This window comes from Rhizobium indicum, from assembly GCF_005862305.2.
Lineage (GTDB): Bacteria > Pseudomonadota > Alphaproteobacteria > Rhizobiales > Rhizobiaceae > Rhizobium > Rhizobium indicum.
In genome coordinates this window covers 999,963-1,018,078 of sequence record NZ_CP054022.1, presented here as the reverse complement: position 1 = coordinate 1,018,078, position 18,116 = coordinate 999,963, and the positions used below count along the sequence as shown (strand labels likewise).

Genomic DNA, 18,116 nt, shown 5'->3' with positions numbered 1-18,116 from the left:
CTCTTGCATCTTATCGCGGTTGACGTGGCGACTGCTTTTTACATCGCCTGTGATTGCCTATCAACCGCGGGGGACGCGATAATGGCGGACGGAGACTTTAGGATACTTGTCAGGAAAGAAGGCATCGCATTGGCCCAGCACGACGACTACCGCATTGAGCCCCATGTCCCAGGTACCGACGATTATCTGCGCATACGGCAGGCGTCAGGCCTCAGTGCTTTTTCGAGAGAGGCGGCCGAAAAGGGCTTGCCCAACTCGATCTTTGGCGTCTGCTTGATGCATGGCGACGCGGTCGTCGGCATGGGGCGCATCATCGGCGACGGAGGCTGTTTCTTTCAAATCACTGACATCGGGATCATGCCTGAGCACCAGGGCAGGGGGCTCGGCGAGGTGATCATGGCCGCGCTGACGGACTATATCGAGAAGCAGTTGCCGAAGACCGCCTATGTCAGTCTGATCGCCGACGTGCCGGCAAACCGCCTCTACAAGCAGTTCGGTTTCGCCGAAACCGCGCCGCGCTCGGTCGGGATGGCGAGGAAAGTTGCCTAACGATGGGCCGGGCAACTCTTCCATGGCCGTGAAACCCGTCAGCATAATAAAACCAGATCACCCGGGTCGATCACAGTCATACCGTTCGGAGTGCCTGAAAAGCGAAAGGACCTATCGCGTGACGAGGATTGAAGAAGCCGTAGCGAAGCTGCCGTTCGAAAAGGATCCCTACTTTATACGTGATCGGTACGCCTTCTCACCGGCAAGTCAGCATCGTGTTTTGACCTGCAATTGCCACAGCAAGCTTGCGCCCTACCTTACCGTCGTCAGTCGCGTGGGACTTCGATGAATTGATTTTCTTCAGCGTAGGCGGCCCCTACCTTCACAAGGTGATCGGGAACGGAGCGTTACATGGCGAGTGACCGGAGCAGAAATTGGGTCCGGAAAGAGGGTGCAGCTCAAACTAGAACCAGCTTTCCCGAACTTTTCTTCGACCTGGTTTTTGTGTTCGCGCTCATTCAGCTGTCACATGCGCTCGCATCCGATTTTAGTTCGACGGCCGCGATTGAATCGCTTCTCCTAATCTTCGCGGTCTGGTGGGTCTGGATCAACACAACATGGGTCACAAACCTCTTAGACACCGACAAAGACCCTGTCCGGCTGCTGCTTTTTGGCCTGATGTTCGGCGGCGTTCTGCTGGCCATTGCGATACCCCAAGCCTTCGAAGCGCATGGTCTGGTCTTTGCCGCAATCTATAGCGCCATGCAAGTCGGGCGCTCTGTCTTCGCGCTCTATGCATTTCGCGGCGTCGATCCGGCATCATCCCTGACCTTCTTGCGTATTACCCTGTGGATGCTGATGTCGAGTGTATTTTGGATAGCCGGTGCGCTGGAGGCGCGTCCTGTCTTCTGGTCGCTTGCGCTTCTGATCGAATATGCATCACCCGCCGTTCGATATTACGTTCCAGGCATGGGAAAGTCGGGACGTGAGACTTTGGATGTCTCAGGCGAGCACATGGCCGAACGCTGTGCACTGTTCGTGATAATCTGCCTCGGCGAGACGATCCTGACGACCGGCCGCAATGCCGCCGAACACATGGCGGGCGATCTGACTTTTGCTGTCTTCTGCAGCGCTTTCCTCAGCATCGGGTTCATGTGGTGGATTTATTTTCATCACGGCCAGGAGAAAGTAGCGGACAAGGCGGAAGCGACGTCTAAACCGGAGAGTGTCGCGCTGAAACTTTTCACCTACGGCCATCTGCCAATTGTTGCAGGCATCATCCTCGCGGCGGTAGGCCAAGACTTCAGCCTTTCGCTTGCAAGCGAGGAAAGCACGCCCAAGGAGGCTGTCGCGATCCTGGGCGGTCCGGCGCTCTTTCTCATAGGAAATATCTGGGTGAAACGAGCCGCTGCCCGCGAGATGCCGGTCTCGCATATTGGTGGGCTCGTGTTGCTCGTGATGGTCGCGCTGCTGCTGCCCATAACGGACAACTATCACATCCAGATGCTCGCAACCGCCGTCCTTTTTGTGGTGGCGTTGTGGGAGTATCTGGCGTTACGCCGCATAGCGCCATCTTCCGCATGAGCCGCATGCGTCTTTTTCATGGAGGTCCATCCAAGGAGGCATGCTTATATGGCTGCCCGCTACATAGGAGCACTCACCATGACGCCGCGCCGACTTCGTACGAATGCTGTCACGTTCTGGTTAGAGGCTCCGTTCGTGATGGCGCTCCGGCTCCAGCAGATGCAACTCGCGGCCCTGACAGGCAAACCGCAGGATGCGGCGGAGCTTCACCGCATGGTCGCAGAAAAAGTCGCGGCCACTGCAGAGAGCGCGGTGGCCGTCAACATGGCACCGTCGACGGCTGCATTCGACACCACATGATGATGGGCGGACGTCCCTCGGTGCCGAAAACCCGCGACGCGGTCGTCGCAGCCGCCGTGAGACCATTCGGTAAGCGGGTTCGCGCCAACAGCCGTCGCTTGGCTAAAAAGAAATAAGTCTTATCTCGTTCGTAGAGGTAGGCAAAACAGGGAGACGGGTATGTGGGCGACGGGTCATGCTCGATTGAACGGAGCCTCCCGCGCACGTTGACACCGCGACATCGAGGTACCGGCCGGAATGCCGAGAGTATCGGCCGCTGCCACCCGGTTTTCGTACGCTTTCGCCAGTGCGCCCGATCACGAGCCAGTCGGCCGTCTCATCGTTCATGGGAATATGGCCATTCTCGTCTCTGAGAAATGGCGGCACGTCCGGGGCGCATCTGAAGCGGCATTGGTTCTCCTTAGCCGAAGGACGAAGGGTGGGCCGACGTAGTCGTCAGAATGCTGGCTCCTTGCACCAACACGACCGCGAGAGCCCAGCAATGATATCCTCCGTCACGTCGTCGCTAAAGACGTCCCGCCGTTGATCTGGCATGCCCCACTTTTCGGAGCGCGGCTGTTAGCCTCGGTTTGCAAACCGAAGCCGCGCCGGAGGAGGCCGCGTGTTCTCACCGGGCGGCTCGTGATTGTTTTCCTACCTAATGCCCGCAAAAGCACCTAGACCCGCGTATCAGTCATCCCCTCCTCGTTGGTATCCGATCCCTCCTCCCGGCCAAGACCTTTCAAGGATGGCATCAACGACTATCTGGTTGAGGGGCGGGAGAAGGCCATCAGAAGGGATAGAGGGACGAAAGCGGCTGCGATCAGCGAAATGAAGTTAGGTCCCGGAAAAACGGGTGTGGTGCGTGCCCGGTGGCATCCGGAGAGAGAACGGTCTCCGCCCTTCCAGGACTTCGACGGGATCTTCGATGCGCGGATTCGGGAGGCAGACGAGTTCTTCGCTGCTTTACAGCCAGGATTGGGAACCGACGCTCGCGCAGTGCATCGTCAGGCGATTGCTGGCCTGCTGTGGTCGAAACAGTTCTACTACTACGATGTACCGAAGTGGCTGGCGGGTGACCCTGGTCAGCCTGAACCGCCGGTCAGCCGTCCGGCCGTAACGCCAAGTGGCAGCACCTGAACAATGCGGACGTCGTCCTGATGCCCGACAAGTGGGAGTACCCTTGGTACGCTTCCTGGGACCTGGCCTTTCAGTGCGTGGCCTTGGCGACGGTCGATGCAGCTTTTGCGAAGGACCAACTCGAGTTGTTGACGCGCGACTGGTACATGCACCCCAATGGCCAGTTGCCAGCTTACGAATGGGACTTCGGTGACGCTAATCCTCCCGTGCATGCGTGGGCTGCTTTGCAGGTCTACCGAAGGCGAAGGCGGCAAGGGGGGCGGAGACCTCGATTTTCTCGAGCGCGTGCTGCACAAGCTCAGCCTGAACTTCACATGGTGGGTCAATCGCCGGGATGATGGCGAACGGAACCTGTTCCGGGGAGGTTTCCTCGGCTTGGACAATATTAGCCCGTTCAACCGGTCCGAGCAGATGCCTGATGGAAGCTCCATCGATCAAGCGGACGGGACCGCCTGGATGGCAATGTACGCACTGAACTTGATGGCAATGTCGATCGAACTGGCGTTGGAACGTCCGGTGTATGAGGATCTGGCGACAAAGTTCTTCGAGCACTTTCTTTCCATCGCTGCCGCCATGTCCGGGGCGGGGGGAGCTGACGAGAGCCTCTGGGATGAGCAGGACGGCTTTTTCTATGACGTTGTCAGAGATTTCGAGGGCGCGCAACAGACGCTTCGAGTGCGCTCCATGGTGGGGTTAATCCCATTGTTTGCTGTCGAGGTGATCGGTCGAGATGTCCTGGATCGGCTACCGAATTTCTCCGCGCGAATGAAATGGTTTCTTCGCCACCGCCCAGTGCTTGCATCACCAAGGGGTCGAAGCCAACCCGGTGAAGATCCAGGCGCAGATGAATATCCGCGAGAGCGCTATCGTCACGCTTGCTGCAAGGAAGCAGATCAACGAGGCTCAGCTTGCCGCGGCGACACGCTTCAAGGCGCTCTACGAGTCCATGAGCGGGGCAGGGGCAGGATCGTTCGACTAGAGCCGCGAGCCGGTCGACGGCGGCGGCTCTCGCGAACCTTTGACGGAATAGCAGCAGCTGAAGCGCTGCCGCGAAATCCTTGGCGTCGGAGCCTACGACATCATGAGCAAGGTAGCCGGTCAAGGCTTCGCGATCGGGGAGCTTGCCAGTTCGCATCGGGAGCGCAAAACGCTTGCAGATTATCTAAAGGATGGCCTCGATGAGATGGCCCGCGATTGGGGTATGAAAAACCGTGGTACGCAACGGAAAAAAAGGCTTGACTGGCACTTGCGCCGTTACAGGAAACGGCTATAGATTAGCTATAGTCATGATTTGCGCGGACGGAGCTCTGTAGGGCTCCATCCCGTTGACTTATCAGCAATAGGTCCGCATTTCACTCATAGCTCCCGCATCAGCTTCGCTATATTATCGCGGTCGAATGGTATGTCGCGACCGTGAGCGCGGATGTGGAGAACTATCCCTAGTGGGGTAGGGTCCAATGCTTTCAGGTAATCGATTGCATCTTGCATCGTCGGCAACGTCTTTTCCTCGCTGAAAAATTCATCCCGGAGGAATGTGATCGTGGTTGCGTACTCGCCATATATGGCGAAGGTCTCCTTGGCGCTGAAGTTCTCGCTCATCTCGCCTACTCCAATTTGGAGGCAGAGCCATTCGGCTGCGGTGGCAGGGCGATCTGCTGCGGTTGTTGGCCGCTCTAGCATACGATCGATGTACTTGGTGCCGTTCAGCTTACGCCTGCCCGGGCGTGAAGAAGGCCAAATACGCCAGCGCTATGATCATCGCGACAACGAAGATAGTCAGCACGAATTTGATCATGCCTTTCGTGGCTTTTTGCTCTGTGTTGCTCATGCCGATAAAACATCGATGAAGTATAGAAGTTCCGGCCGCTCGGCATGCTAAGCCGTTAGCAGCTTAACGACTTCTTCGACCGTCTCTCTGACGGGATATGGCGCGCCATCCTTCTGAGGCGCAGCAACATAGATGTCAGTGCTCTTGTCGAATGCTCGCACAGCAACAACCTGTTCCGGGTTAATGAAGACGACGGCGGGATTGTGGCCGGCGTATTGGAATGGCACCAGTCTCATCTGATTCTCCTTTCGAAGGACATCTTGGCCGTCGAACCCGGAAACGTGAGTGTTGGTTGCATGGGCTCCTTTCCAGTTTGGTCTTGTGCCCACCCGAGTTGGTACGGCACAAGACCAAACTGCGGAGCTGAGGTCTTAGAGGAGGATTTCAATGGACCCTTCGATTGCTCCGGCCTCGCGGGCCGCAGTGGTGACGCCGAACGATACTGCCATTGTCGGCGCCCGGCCCTCTATATCGGCACGGCATCACTCCGACCAGGGCAGCCAATATACCAGCGAGCAGTTCCAGCGCCTCATGGGAGATCACGGCATCACCTGCTTGATGAGCCGCTCTGGAAATGTCTGGGACAACGCTGCAATGGAGAGCTTCTTCTCCTCACTGAAAACGGAGAGAACGGCACGGAAGGTTTATCGCACGAGGAATGACGCCAGAGCCGATGTGTTCGATTACATCGAGCGTTTCTACAACCCGAAGCGCCGCCACTCGACACTGGGCTATCTCAGCCCCAATGACTTTGAAACAAAGGTGGGATTAGCTTAACCTCGTGTCCGATAAACCGGCAGCAGGCCACTAAAGATGACCTGGCCGCGCACTCATCCGTGTCGCGGAGTACGATCCGCGACTTCGAAGGAGGCAGACATGGATTGCATCGCTCAACGGGGGCTCAGCTAATCAGGGCTATCAGGGAGGGAGGGGTCGAGTTCATCAACGTTCCGGGCTGCGGTGCAGGGAACTGCGGGGCGACGGACCCCTCGATCGATTGACCAAGCATATTTTTACGCCTTCTCGAGTTCTGAGCACGTCCTTCCTCCAAGATCCGTATGCGCGAAATGGCAGTACGCCTCATTTCCTAACCGGGCCCTTGGCTCAGTCCTGGCGGGTCCCCAAAGCTTTCACCTCTATTTCCCCAAGATAGCGACTCCCCCAAGACATTTCGCCGCGCTCGGCGGCTTTCGCTGAAATCAGGCGAATGAGAGCGCCACGTACAGTCTCATAAGCGGGAGGCGTTCGGCCGCCGATCGGGAGCTTTCCGAGGGGTTGCAGTTCAAACGCGGACATGCACTCGGGCTGCAGGTCGCGGAATCTACCTCACGGCGTCCCGACCATGGCAAGCGATGGCAACAATGAGGCATGCGGTTGCTAAGCCGAATGAAGATATTTCCTTGCAGTTCCATAAATCAACGTTATGCCGAGAATTTCTGTAGCGGCTATTTAGTAATGCGACAGTTGGGCCAGTTAGAGATGCGACAGTCTCGCCTCTCGACGCGCTGGTCAAAGCCAACGTTGGGAGCAAGGATGACGATCTTCAGCCTGGTCGAGACCAGGAGCGGTCGGAGCCGTCATGTCCTTTATGATCACCATGTCGCAGAAAGAATTGCATCGCCTCGAAGTCATCCAGAAGATCCGTGACGAACGCCTGAGCGTTGTCCGGGCCGCCGAACAGCTGGGCCTTAGCCGAAGTCAGATGCACAGGCTGCTACAGGCCTATGACAGGGATGGTCCAGCCGGGCTCGTTTCCAAGAAGCGATCGCAGCCGAGCAACCGGCGCCACTGCGAGGAGTTTCGCAATGCGGCGCTGGATCTGATCCGGGAGCGCTATCTTGATTTCGGTCCGACGCTGGCGCGTGAGAAGCTGATCGAGCTGCACCGGATCTCGGTCGCCAAGGAAACGCTGCGGCAATGGATGACCGAGGCCGGTATCTGGGTCTCGCGGCGTGAGCGCAAGAAGCGGGTTTTCCAGCCGCGCGGCCGGCGCGACTGTTTCGGTGAGTTGGTTCAGATCGATGGCTCGCATCATTGGTGGTTCGAGAACCGCGGCCCCAAATGCGCCCTGCTGGTCTATATCGATGATGCGACCGGCAAGTTGCTGCATCTGCGGTTCGCTGGATCAGAGAACACGTTCGACTATCTGCATGCGACAAAGGCTTATCTGCAGCAATGGGGCAAACCACTGGCGTTCTATAGCGACAAGCACAGCGTCTTTCGCTCGACTAATGCATCGGAGAAAGACCGGACGAGCGGGCTAACGCAGTTTGGACGTGCGCTCTATGAGCTGAACATCGACATTATCTGCGCCAACACTCCGCAAGCCAAAGGCCGTGTGGAGCGCGCCAACCAGACGCTGCAGGATCGGCTGGTGAAGGAGTTGCGGCTTCGCAGTATCGACACGATCGAGGCTGCCAACGCCTATGCATCAGAATTCATTGTGGATTTCAATTCTCGTTTTGGTAAGCAACCGCGTAATTCGAAGGACATGCACCGGCCGCTGGCCGATCATGAGAACCTTGATGGCGCCATGTGTAGGAAAGAAGCTCGCACGCTGTCGCAATCCCTGACGCTGCGCTATGACAAAGTCCTCTTCGTTCTCGAACCCAGTGCTGTCTCCAGACCCTTGGCAGGCAAGAAGGTCGTGGTTTGCGACTATCCGGATGGACGCCTCGAGATCATGCATGAGAGTTACGTCCTACCTTACAGAACCTTTGACACCTTGCGGTCGGTTCATCGGTCAGTTGTTGTCGAGAACAAGCGCCTGGATGACGTGCTCTCGGCCATCATAGAACAGCAGGCCGGGCGGGAACAGCAGCGCAGCAAGAGCGGCCCTCGCCGCACCGGCCAGACAGATCATATGTTCGGCATTCGCGACGGCAGCACGAGCAACGGATATCAGAAGCGGGGGCGCAAGCCGGGTAAAAGGAAGGACTTCATGAGCGACCCGGACGTAATTGCTAAGCGACAGAAAGCTCTGGCTCGTATGGAGGCTGCAGAATGAATGGTGGCGAGCATATCTAAAAGCTAAAGCCGAAAGGGTGCATCTCACCCGCCCCCGCTCCTCCCTTGCAACCCGGCCCAGCCGGTCGGAGCGGGGGCTGATCCGAGGAACAAGTGTCGCGTTTCTAATTGGCTGGAACCGTCGCGGCTCTAACCAGCTTTGACAATTTCGGTTTATCAGGCACTTAGCTTATTGAGTTGAGGCGCCGCCGGTTTAGATCCCTTCTAGAGCTTCAATTGGGGAATTGGCAGGGCCGATCGCTCGATTCCGGTCAAGACCGCCGGTCGAAGACGCTTTCCCGCATATTAGGCCGTGGGATTGCACCCCAAATGGCTAACATAGAGCTCACGATCCGCCGCTACACCTTACTCCGCTCAAGCTTCTCCAAATGCTCGGAGCAAACGATTTTTACCAACTCAAGCAGCTTGGCCGTTCGCTCCCCAAGCCAACTAAGCGCTTCGTCGTTGATCTCGAAATGCTCGGAGTACCGTGCCTTGACATATGCTTCGTTTAGCGTGTTGAACCAGGCGCGTTCTCTGTGCTGATCGCGAGGAAAGGCCTCGATTAGTCGTCGGTCCTGCTCCTCGGCAAGCGAGCGTAGGAACTTGATGTTGTGGGATGGCGGGCCGTAATTGGTGAGTGTAAGCAGGACACAGGAATAGGCCTGCTCGATCGATTGATGGAGCTCAAACGCCGCCACGCGGAGTTCCTTCTCGCTAACGTAGAACCGAAAGCCCTTTAGAAACGCCTGCGCCAGCGAAAACCGATCCGAGTGGTGCTCCTTCGCCACACGCAACCGATCTGCCGGCGAAAGCGGTTCCGGCTCGGGGAGAGATTCATCGTCCAGTTCGTAGAGAACGATGCCTTGCTTGCGAATATCGGAGAAAAAATACTGTCCTTCCTTGAGGTAGGTATTTACCTCGCGTCTGGAGTGGACGATGAAACTCACCGGCGTTTCGATCGAGCTTTCCCGGATCAGCCGGTCGGCGGCCTTGTACCAGTACTCGGCAAACTCGCAGAGCTTGCGGTTGTTGACGATGATCAAGAGATCGAAATCGGAGCGATACCCCTTCATCGTGAAGGGTTCATCGACCCAGCCACCCTTGGCGTAGGAGCCGAACAGGATGATCTTCAGGATCCGGCCGCGCTTCTTGAAATCGGCCGCCGCATCCTTCAACGCGTCCTCGAATTCCTCGTGGAGAATTTCCAGAACGCGGCCAATCTCGCGCTGCTTGCGAAGTGGCATATGGTTGAGGGATGATTTCATCATGGAGAGCAATGATCGCGGGGCGGCTTTAAAATGATTATGAGAAATTCAGGCACTTAGCCCGATTCTACACGGGTTGCCTTAAACCACAAATCGTAAATCGACCGGTGATCGATGGATTAGAGACGGCCGGCGGTTCCGAGGCTTGTTTAAGGGCGCTTACTTTAGCTTTATCGTTATTTAAATGAAGCCCCGCGTGCTTAAACAGTGACCGAAACCCACACTCGCGTCTGTCTGATTCCGACCCAAATCAGCGGCGCGGCCGCTCTGTGGAGACCGCTTTATCCGCGGCCTAGTGCTTCACGATCATGATCGCGTGACCCCATTCGCAGAGAAGTTGCACGCTGCTCCCCTATCGGTTCTCTGGTCGATGTATAATAACCGAGTCGTTGAGCCCCCTGCGCGAGTGAACTGGTTCGGTTCGATCGAGGAGGGTTAGCGGTTCGAACCCTCAAGAGCCTTGCATTCTTTGTCTAAAAGCGGCTCGGCTTGGCGGAGCGATGGGAAATCGATGCATAAATTTGCTTTCGCTTCACTCCTGATCAGGTACCCCGCCTTTGCGGATCAGCTCGGTCAGTTCCGGTGACCAATCAGCGAAAAGTTCAAGCAGCGCCTTCTTGGCATCTCTCTCCTAATTTATGTCGCAAAGGGGCACCCGCGACTTTGTCTTGCAGTTTCAAACGGACGCCACTTTGATTTCAAATGGTCATATATTGACTTTCAATTAGTCAACGCCATAGCTTCAACTGGTCACAAGGAGCAAAAACTATGGCGCTATATCCAAGGCTCGCCGAGCAACGTGTTAACGATGCCATGTCGGACACGCGCGTCGTATTGATCGTCGGCCCCCGACAATCCGGCAAAACGACGCTGGCGAAGAAGATGGCCAGTCCAGAAATGGAATATTACACACTCGACAATGCGACGACCCTGGAAGCGGCTCAACGAGACCCGGTTGGCTTCGTCAGAGGAATGGACCGGGCCATCATCGACGAGATTCAGCGTGCTCCCGAGCTGCTGCTGGCGATCAAAGAAAGTGTGGATACCGACCAACGTCCGGGACGTTTCCTGCTGACGGGCTCAGCCAATCTCATGACACTGCCACGCGTAGCGGACTCGCTCGCAGGACGCATGGAGGTTGTCCGATTACTGCCGCTCGCTCAAAGCGAAATCAGGGCGGCCGGCGGCAGCTTTTTGCGCGACGCTTTTCGCAACGACGCCAAAGCCGGAGATTCCATCTTCGGCGACGACTTGATGGTTGCAGTTCTGGCAGGTGGATATCCCGAGGCATTGGGCCGTAAAAACCTGACCCGCAGACAAGACTGGTACGCGGATTATATCCAGGCAATCGTTCAACGTGATGTTCGCGATGTGGCACAAATCGAGCAGATCACTCAAATGCCGCGGTTGCTACGCATTCTTGCGGAGCATTCAGGTCAACTCGTGAATTATTCCGGCATTGGTGCTGCGATCGGGATGAACCACATCACAACACAAAAATACGTCGGCATATTCGAGAGCTTATTCCTCGCTCGAACCTTGCAGCCCTGGTTTTCCAATAAGCTGAAACGTCTCATCAAGACACCCAAAATACATTTTCTCGATTCTGGTCTTCTCGCTTCCCTCCGGGACCTCTCTCTCGACCGGCTACGGGCAGACAGGGGGCAATTTGGACCATTACTGGAGACTTTCGTCTTCGCCGAAATTCTTAAACTCGCGAGTGGCGGGGAAGAACGATTTGAATTCTCACACTTTCGCGACAAGCAGCAGAACGAAGTCGATATCGTTATCGAAGACAGAAGAGGACGCATCGTCGGCATTGAGATAAAGGCGGCAGCGACCGTCTCGAGCGCTGATTTTTCTGGATTGCGAATCCTGGCCGAAGCATCTGGAGAAAGATTTGTTTCAGGCTTTGTTTTGTATGACCATCAAAAGGTGGTCCCCTTCGGAGAACATCTATACGCCGTGCCTATTTCGGCATTGTGGCGTTAGCGCCTGGGAATTTCTGCTCAGTCTCCAGACCCGCACATTCTTGAAAATTCGACGGTTTTCGATGACAAGGAGCCTCTGGTTCGAATCCCTCGACTGCGCCAGACGTCGAAAAGTCCGGGCCCAAGCACCAGCTTCGGCCGCACATGGTGAAGAGCGCGAGCAAGCTGCTTGCAGACGTCGCGGAGTTGACTAGCGCAATTCTGCATCAGTCGCCGAGGCGCGCTCAATGGAAGCTGAGAATAGCAGAATTTGTGCTTGCACCGGTTGTCGGATGGTCGCAAAGCCATGTTGCAATGCGCCGTAAACGACATCGACTTGTTTAAATTCGGAAAACGAAAGTCTCTCTATGCCTCTCCAGCTTTCCCTCTCGCGTGACCGAATTTCCGTGCTTCTGCTTGAAGGCATCAGCCAAAGCGCCGTGGACTATTTTTCGTCGTGCGGATACACCAACCTCGTGCATCTGCCGAAAGCGCTTGATGACAGGGATCTCAAAAGCCATATCGCCGATGCACATATCATCGGCATTCGTTCCCGAACGCAGCTGACAGAAGAGATTTTCGAATCCGCCAGGAAGCTGATTGCCGTCGGCTGTTTTTCTGTCGGCACGAACCAGGTCGATCTGGAAGCGGCACGCCGTCGCGGAATCCCGGTGTTCAACGCGCCTTATTCGAACACGCGCTCGGTGGCCGAACTTGTGATCGGCGAGATCATCATGCTGACGCGGCAGATCTTCCCACGCTCGGCATCTGCACATGAGGGCGGATGGGAGAAATCCGCTGTCGGCAGCCGCGAAGTCCGCGGAAAAACCCTCGGTATCGTCGGCTATGGCAATATCGGCTCGCAGCTGAGCGCTCTTGCGGAAAGCATGGGCATGGTGGTGCGCTATTTCGATCTCTCCGACAGGCTGCGCCGCGGCAATTCGGAATCGATGGCTTCGCTCGGCGATCTCTTGGAAATCTCTGATTATGTGACGATGCACGTTCCGGAAACGCCATCGACATACAATATGATCACCGAAACCGAACTGCGTCGCATGAAGAAGGGCGCCATCTTCATCAACAATTCCCGCGGCACAGTGGTCGATCTCGACGCTCTCGCAAAAGTCTTGAAAGAGGGCCATCTGGCGGGCGCTGCGGTCGATGTTTTTCCCAAGGAGCCGGCATCGAACAAAGAGCGTTTCGAAACGCCGCTGCAGGGCTTGAGCAATGTCATTCTGACACCGCATATCGGCGGCTCGACAGAAGAGGCCCAGGAGCGTATCGGCGGAGAAGTCTCCAGAAAGCTGGTCGAATATTCCGACATCGGATCAACGATGGGCGCCGTCAACTTTCCGCAGGTGCAATTGCCCGAACGCCCGAACGGCACGCGGTTCATCCATGTTCATGAAAACCGCCCCGGCATGCTCATCCAGTTGAACGAGGTCTTCTCGTCACGTGGGCTGAATATCGTCGCCGAATTCCTACAGACATATGGCAATACAGGTTATGTGGTCATCGAGGTCGAGGACGCGTCCCAGACAGCCGACTACATTCTAGGGGCGCTACGCGATATACCGGGAACGATCAGAACGCGGTTGCTCTACTGACGCATCAAGCAACCGTGTATCGCCATTGAGACGGGCAGGCGCTGCACAGTCCTGTCTTATGCGCCTGAGCGTCATCTTACTTCCCAGTCGCAGGACTGCCGACTTTTGTGCCACTCCGGTCTTTCTTGATGCGTTCTGCGAGTGTCGCGGCGAATTTTTGCGACGGCTAACGACCGCTTCGGGCCCCAAATCGGTCAATATGTTCACACCACCTTGGGTAATGGATATGAAGGGCCTTTTGAAACAACAGGGTCGATGGTCGGTACTCGTTCAAGGGCACCAGTCAGCTTCAGCGCCATTTCGACGTCACGCTGTTCTATAAGACCGAGCAGGAACCAAAATACACTTGGCGGGTTTAACAGAGTTAAGTTGGCGTTAATTGAGGGAATTGAGGAGATTAAATGGGCAAGGTTGAATTGGTGAGCGGCACCCCCATTGCCCAAACTGATATTTTCCCCGAAGATTACGAAGACTTTTTTGAAAATGGTGCCGTTGCCCTGCATCTGGTTGGGGCTGACGGCACCATCTTGCGCGCCAATCAGGCGGAATTGGATCTCCTCGGCTACGCAGCCGACGAATACGTCGGCCGGCCGATTTCTGAATTTCATGCAGACCCACACACCATAGACGAGATGTTAACGCGCTTGGCGTCCGGGGAAAAGCTCGTCCGCTTTCCGGCCCGGATGCGTGCCAAAGACGGCACGATCAAGCACGTCGAAACCACTTCCAGTGCTCAGATCCGCAAGGGCGAATTCATCCACACCCGCTGTTTCACAACCGATGTTACCGAGATCGTCCGGGTAAGGCGGCAACTGGTGCGCAAAGACGAAGAAATGCGCCAGGTTCTTGAAGCGCTTCCTGCCGCCGTCTACACGACCGACGCACAGGGCAAGATCACGTATTTCAACCGTGCGGCCGCCGATTTGGCCGGCAGGGAGCCGATCATCGGCGAGGACGAATGGTGTGTGACTTTTCGGCTGTTCACGGCCGATGGGCAGCCGCTGCCACATAACGAATGCCCGATGGCGATCACCCTTAAGGAAAACCGCCCTGTGCGAGGTGTAGAGGCCATGGCTCAGCGGCCCGACGGCTCGATGTTTCCCTTCCTTCCCTTCCCCACGCCTATGCGCAATGACGACGGCGAGCTAACAGGGGCGGTAAACATGCTGGTCGACATCAGCGACCGCAAGCTGGCCGAGAGCAATCAGCGGGTTTTCCTCGACGAGCTCAATCATCGCGTCAAAAACAACATGATGATGCTCTACGCCTTGATCCGTTCGGCGCAGCGCGAAAGCAATAGCCGAGAGGCAAGCGTTGTTCTGGGTGATGCAGCTCAGCGTGTTGGGGCCATGGCTTCGGCGCAGCAGGCGCTTTATACGGAACATGACCGCTCCGAGGTGGAGGCACGCAATTTTGTCCGTGCGGTGTGCGACAGTGCAAGACAAGCGTTCTCGAAAAACGTCACGCTCCACATCGACGTCGACGCCGGAAACCTGGCGAATGACGTCACAATGCCTCTGGCTCTCGTTCTGAACGAGCTTCTCACAAACGCTGCGAAGCACGGCTGTGATGACGAAGGCAATTGCGAGATATGGATATCACTCAAACGGTCGGAAGGCGACTTCGAGCTGACGGTCCGTGACAACGGTCCTGGCTTCGATTTCAAGGTCACGGGCCGACGTTCATCCGGAACCGGTCTCGTCTCCGGCCTGGTCCGGCAGCTGCGCGGCTCGTTCTCGGTTGCTCCAGGGCCGGGGGCGCGATGCACCGTCCGTTTCACCAATCAATCTCAATCGGAAAGCAGCCTTGATTCATGACCTTGTTCGGGCCCCCCGCCAATGACACCAGCGGCTCCAATGCCGGATCCGCCGAGGAGGCCAAACAGGCCGCGACAGGTGGAAGGCCGCCACGCATTCTGATTGCAGAGGACGAATATCTTATAGCACTCGAGATTGAAAATCGCCTTCTTGATGCAGGTTTTGAGGTCGTCGGCATCGCAGTGACGGCCGATGAGGCAATTTCCATCGCCGGATCAACCAGTCCGGACCTTGCGATCATGGACATTCGACTGGCCGGTCGCAAAGATGGTGTCCAAGCCGCGATCGAGTTGTTTACAACGCTCGGCGTCCGCTCGATTTTTGCCACCGCCTATGCGGATGCTCGAACCCATGAAAGAGCCTCGGCGGCCTCGCCGATCGCTTGGTTGCAGAAGCCCTATTCCGCTGAAGCCCTAATCAAGGTGATCGAAGAGTACCTAAAATAGCGGGCGCTCGCCGCCGTCTCCTGCCATCGGATGTTAAGGCCGGTGCCCGGGCCGCCTTTGACGATGCGGAAGGCAAATCCCCGTGGAGTTTTTTTCGATGAATGGCTTCCGCGCTTAATAGGAGATCGCCCAATAACGCGGCTCGCGTTCCTTTATTTCCGAGATGGCCATCCATTTGGATTATGGCGCGGGCCCTCCGAGACTTGCCGAACAACGTGTCACCTGCTGCGGCCTTTGCCAATACGATGGCCTCCGCTATAAAATCCGGATGTGCTCGATCAGCCTTGCAGCTCCGGAGGATCAGGCGCACCATATGATCATGAGACTTTTTTCCAATTCCAGCCGCTCCCGAGAGCGCTTTCTCGAAGCTATCCTCCAAAGCGCGATCGAATATGCGATCATCTCTATGGATCTGGATGGCCTGGTGACCACGTGGAATGAGGGCGCGCGACGGATCCTCGGATGGGACGAGGCTGAGATTATCGGCAAGCCCGCAGCCGTAATTTTCACGCAGGAAGACCTGCAGGGGGGGATTCTCAAACGGGAGATGACCGCGGCTTTAGCGGAAGGCCATGGCAACGACGAACGCTGGCACGTTCGCAAGGACGGATCGTTGTTCTGGGCGTCGGGTCAGATGATGGCGTTGACGTCGGATGACGGCGAAGTCGAGGGCTTTGTGAAGATTCTGAGAGATCGCACGGAGCAGAGAGAAAACGAGCAGCGACAGCGCGTCCTGATGCACGAACTCTCTCACCGCATGAAGAATACGCTGGCCGTCGTTCAGGCTATCACCAGTCAATCCTTCCGAAACGCCAGTTGCATGGAGGATGCGGAACAGGCGATCTCGGCGCGGATCAATGCTTTTTCGAAAGCGCACGACATTTTGCTGCAGCAGAATTGGCTGGGCACCACCATGGCGACGATTGTCGAGGCGACCGCGACTAATCTCGGACTTGAGTCGTCAGCACGTTTCCAATCAGTCGGTCCCGCGGTTGAATTGGGTCCCCGGGCGGCGCTTGCGTTCTCCCTCGTGCTGCACGAACTTGTCACCAATGCCAACAAGTATGGTGCGCTGTCGGTGGGTACCGGGACGATCGAAATCGTGTGGTCCGTGCGCGACGAGGCGGGCGACAAGCGCCTGAACTTCAGTTGGCGGGAGGTCGGGGGCCCCGTAGTGGAAGTTCCGAGCAGGAAGGGCTTTGGCTGCCGGCTCATCACCTCCAGTCTATCCGCCTTCGGAGAGGTCACCGTTGATTACGCCCCGACCGGGCTCATCCTGAGGCTGGATGCGTCCCTCCAAAAGCTGCAGTACAAAAACTATTCCGACGCCGAGGAATGATTTGGTCTGGAGAGGTAGGTAAGCCCTCCGACGGACAGGCTCGTCTTTGAGACAAGATACTCGGAGCATCTCTGGCGGCTCAACGATGACGGGGATCGAACTCTTGAGGCGCGCAGCGTGCCTCATCGGCACCGTGGAAAGACTTGTCGACGGTAAGGCAAAGGCCTGTGCCTTGCTCTGACTTCGGAGTACCCGGCTTCGCTCAGAGATCAAAGGCGCGCCGCCCTATGTTAGCTCGCCGTCGCCCTCGGCAACTGCCTCCGAACTCGTTTCCCCACTGACCGAAAACGCGACGCCGACGCGGTCGATGACGCCCTTGCGACAGGGCGACGCGCGCTCGACCGGAAAAGAAGCGCCGGGCGTGCGAAGTTCGGGACGGTCAACACGGAGATTTTCGGCCAGCGCTGCCCTCCAGGTAAACCTTGCTGAAAAGAAGGCGATGGCACAGTGGCTTGATGAAAACATCGTTCCGTGACGACCAAGTTTCTTCTCGTAGGGAAGCTGGAGAGAAAGCAAAGCCTAAGGGAACAACGATCGTCCCGCGTGGTTACCTAGCTGCGGATCAGCCCGGCGCCCTTTGAACAACCAAAACCACGCGGCGTTTACCCCGCGCAAGCCCATGCCACAGGAGGATTAACCATGGCGACTACCACCACCAAGACACTTGATGACCTTTTCCTTGATACACTCAAGGACATCTATTTCGCGGAAAAGCAGATCCTGAAGGCGCTGCCGAAAATGGCTCGCGCCGCCCAGTCAGAAGAAGGCAAAGCAGGATTCCTGCAGCACCGCGACGAAACTCAGGGGCAGATCGAACGTCTCGATCAGGTATTCGAGCTTCTCGGCAAGCCCGCACGCGGCAAGACATGTGAAGCAATCCAGGGCATCATCGCCGAGGGTGAAGAGATCATGGAAGAGTTCAAAGGATCGCCGGCGTTGGATGCCGGTCTCATCTCTTCGGCCCAGGCCGTCGAACACTACGAGATCGCCCGTTACGGCACTCTCATCGCCTGGGCAAACCAGCTCGGCCTGAAGGATGCCGTTCCGCTGCTTCAGGCAAACCTTGCCGAAGAAGTAGCCACCGACAAGAAGCTGACCCAGCTTGCCCAGGCGTCTGCAAATGCCAAGGGCAAGAAGGCCGCCTAAGCGTCCGAACGATAATCATGCAAAGGCCGCCTCGTTGGCGGCCTTCTGTTTTATGCGCCTTACGCAAAGGGCCCCCTCCAGCCGGCTAATGCCATCAACGCAGGAGCGCAGGCGCCGTCACTCTAGAAGTGTGACGAACCCCTTGCACAACAGGCCTATCACCCTAGTTTCTGTTGTCGAACGCGCGAAAACGACCA

The 18,116-nt window shown here is 56.7% G+C and carries 17 protein-coding genes and 1 pseudogene; 15 read left to right on the top strand and 3 right to left on the bottom strand.

Annotated features, from left to right (window positions below):
* Positions 1 to 129: 129 nt before the first annotated feature.
* The 7 genes from FFM53_RS29155 to FFM53_RS29125 all read left to right on the top strand — a co-directional run bounded on the left by FFM53_RS29155 (position 130) and on the right by FFM53_RS29125 (position 4,765).
* Positions 130 to 549, top strand: coding sequence for a GNAT family N-acetyltransferase (locus tag FFM53_RS29155; RefSeq protein WP_138391207.1), 420 nt, complete (start codon positions 130 to 132; stop codon positions 547 to 549).
* Positions 550 to 900: 351 nt separating this feature from the next.
* Positions 901 to 2,073, top strand: a complete 1,173-nt coding sequence (locus tag FFM53_RS29150; protein WP_138391208.1) for a low temperature requirement protein A — start codon at positions 901 to 903, stop codon at positions 2,071 to 2,073.
* 48 nt (positions 2,074 to 2,121) lie between these two features.
* A complete protein-coding gene (locus FFM53_RS29145; RefSeq protein WP_246413258.1) occupies positions 2,122 to 2,373 on the top strand; it encodes a hypothetical protein in 252 nt (83 codons plus the stop codon).
* 810 nt (positions 2,374 to 3,183) lie between these two features.
* Positions 3,184 to 3,492 carry a hypothetical protein gene (locus FFM53_RS29140; protein WP_138391210.1) on the top strand — a complete coding sequence of 103 codons (309 nt, stop codon included), beginning with the start codon at positions 3,184 to 3,186 and terminating at the stop codon, positions 3,490 to 3,492.
* Between the two features lie 20 nt (positions 3,493 to 3,512).
* Entirely contained in the window at positions 3,513 to 3,830 is a 318-nt protein-coding gene (locus FFM53_RS37075; RefSeq protein WP_425504964.1) for an MGH1-like glycoside hydrolase domain-containing protein, read from the top strand.
* A gap of 488 nt (positions 3,831 to 4,318) precedes the next feature.
* Positions 4,319 to 4,471 (top strand): hypothetical protein, encoded by a 153-nt coding sequence (locus tag FFM53_RS29130; RefSeq protein ID WP_173883675.1) that lies wholly within the window; start codon positions 4,319 to 4,321, stop codon positions 4,469 to 4,471.
* Positions 4,472 to 4,573: 102 nt separating this feature from the next.
* Complete coding sequence (locus FFM53_RS29125) at positions 4,574 to 4,765, top strand: hypothetical protein (protein WP_138391212.1); 192 nt, start codon at positions 4,574 to 4,576, stop codon at positions 4,763 to 4,765.
* A gap of 83 nt (positions 4,766 to 4,848) precedes the next feature.
* Here the strand turns inward: FFM53_RS29125 and FFM53_RS29120 are convergent, their stop codons facing one another.
* Entirely contained in the window at positions 4,849 to 5,091 is a 243-nt protein-coding gene (locus tag FFM53_RS29120) for a hypothetical protein (protein WP_138391213.1), read from the bottom strand.
* A gap of 276 nt (positions 5,092 to 5,367) precedes the next feature.
* Complete coding sequence (locus FFM53_RS29115) at positions 5,368 to 5,556, bottom strand: hypothetical protein (protein ID WP_138391214.1); 189 nt, start codon at positions 5,554 to 5,556, stop codon at positions 5,368 to 5,370.
* Between the two features lie 244 nt (positions 5,557 to 5,800).
* On the opposite strand from FFM53_RS29115, the pseudogene FFM53_RS29110 reads away from it, so the two are divergent.
* Together FFM53_RS29110 and FFM53_RS29105 are read left to right on the top strand one after the other, a co-directional pair.
* Positions 5,801 to 6,097 (top strand): annotated as a pseudogene (locus FFM53_RS29110) (IS3 family transposase); the annotation flags it as partial.
* An 802-nt stretch (positions 6,098 to 6,899) separates the two neighbouring features.
* The gene (locus FFM53_RS29105) at positions 6,900 to 8,327 is read left to right on the top strand and encodes an ISNCY family transposase (RefSeq protein WP_173883674.1); all 1,428 of its coding nucleotides are present in this window, start codon (positions 6,900 to 6,902) and stop codon (positions 8,325 to 8,327) included.
* A gap of 358 nt (positions 8,328 to 8,685) precedes the next feature.
* Here the strand turns inward: FFM53_RS29105 and FFM53_RS29100 are convergent, their stop codons facing one another.
* On the bottom strand, positions 8,686 to 9,597 hold the full coding sequence (locus FFM53_RS29100) for a nucleotidyltransferase and HEPN domain-containing protein (protein WP_425504963.1): 912 nt from the start codon (positions 9,595 to 9,597) through the stop codon (positions 8,686 to 8,688).
* 765 nt (positions 9,598 to 10,362) lie between these two features.
* Between FFM53_RS29100 and FFM53_RS29095 the strand changes: the two genes are divergently transcribed.
* The 6 genes from FFM53_RS29095 to FFM53_RS29070 all read left to right on the top strand — a co-directional run bounded on the left by FFM53_RS29095 (position 10,363) and on the right by FFM53_RS29070 (position 17,919).
* Entirely contained in the window at positions 10,363 to 11,586 is a 1,224-nt protein-coding gene (locus tag FFM53_RS29095; RefSeq protein WP_138391081.1) for an ATP-binding protein, read from the top strand.
* Positions 11,587 to 11,932: 346 nt separating this feature from the next.
* Positions 11,933 to 13,171, top strand: a complete 1,239-nt coding sequence (gene serA, locus FFM53_RS29090) for a phosphoglycerate dehydrogenase (RefSeq protein WP_138391080.1) — start codon at positions 11,933 to 11,935, stop codon at positions 13,169 to 13,171.
* Positions 13,172 to 13,572: 401 nt separating this feature from the next.
* A complete protein-coding gene (locus FFM53_RS29085) occupies positions 13,573 to 14,988 on the top strand; it encodes a sensor histidine kinase (protein ID WP_138391079.1) in 1,416 nt (471 codons plus the stop codon).
* The gene (locus FFM53_RS29080; protein ID WP_138391078.1) at positions 14,985 to 15,434 is read left to right on the top strand and encodes a response regulator; all 450 of its coding nucleotides are present in this window, start codon (positions 14,985 to 14,987) and stop codon (positions 15,432 to 15,434) included. The genes FFM53_RS29085 and FFM53_RS29080 overlap by 4 nt, the downstream gene beginning before the upstream one ends.
* 313 nt (positions 15,435 to 15,747) lie before the next feature.
* The gene (locus FFM53_RS29075; protein ID WP_138391076.1) at positions 15,748 to 16,773 is read left to right on the top strand and encodes a sensor histidine kinase; all 1,026 of its coding nucleotides are present in this window, start codon (positions 15,748 to 15,750) and stop codon (positions 16,771 to 16,773) included.
* A gap of 639 nt (positions 16,774 to 17,412) precedes the next feature.
* Positions 17,413 to 17,919, top strand: a complete 507-nt coding sequence (locus tag FFM53_RS29070) for a YciE/YciF ferroxidase family protein (protein WP_138391075.1) — start codon at positions 17,413 to 17,415, stop codon at positions 17,917 to 17,919.
* Positions 17,920 to 18,116: the final 197 nt, after the last annotated feature.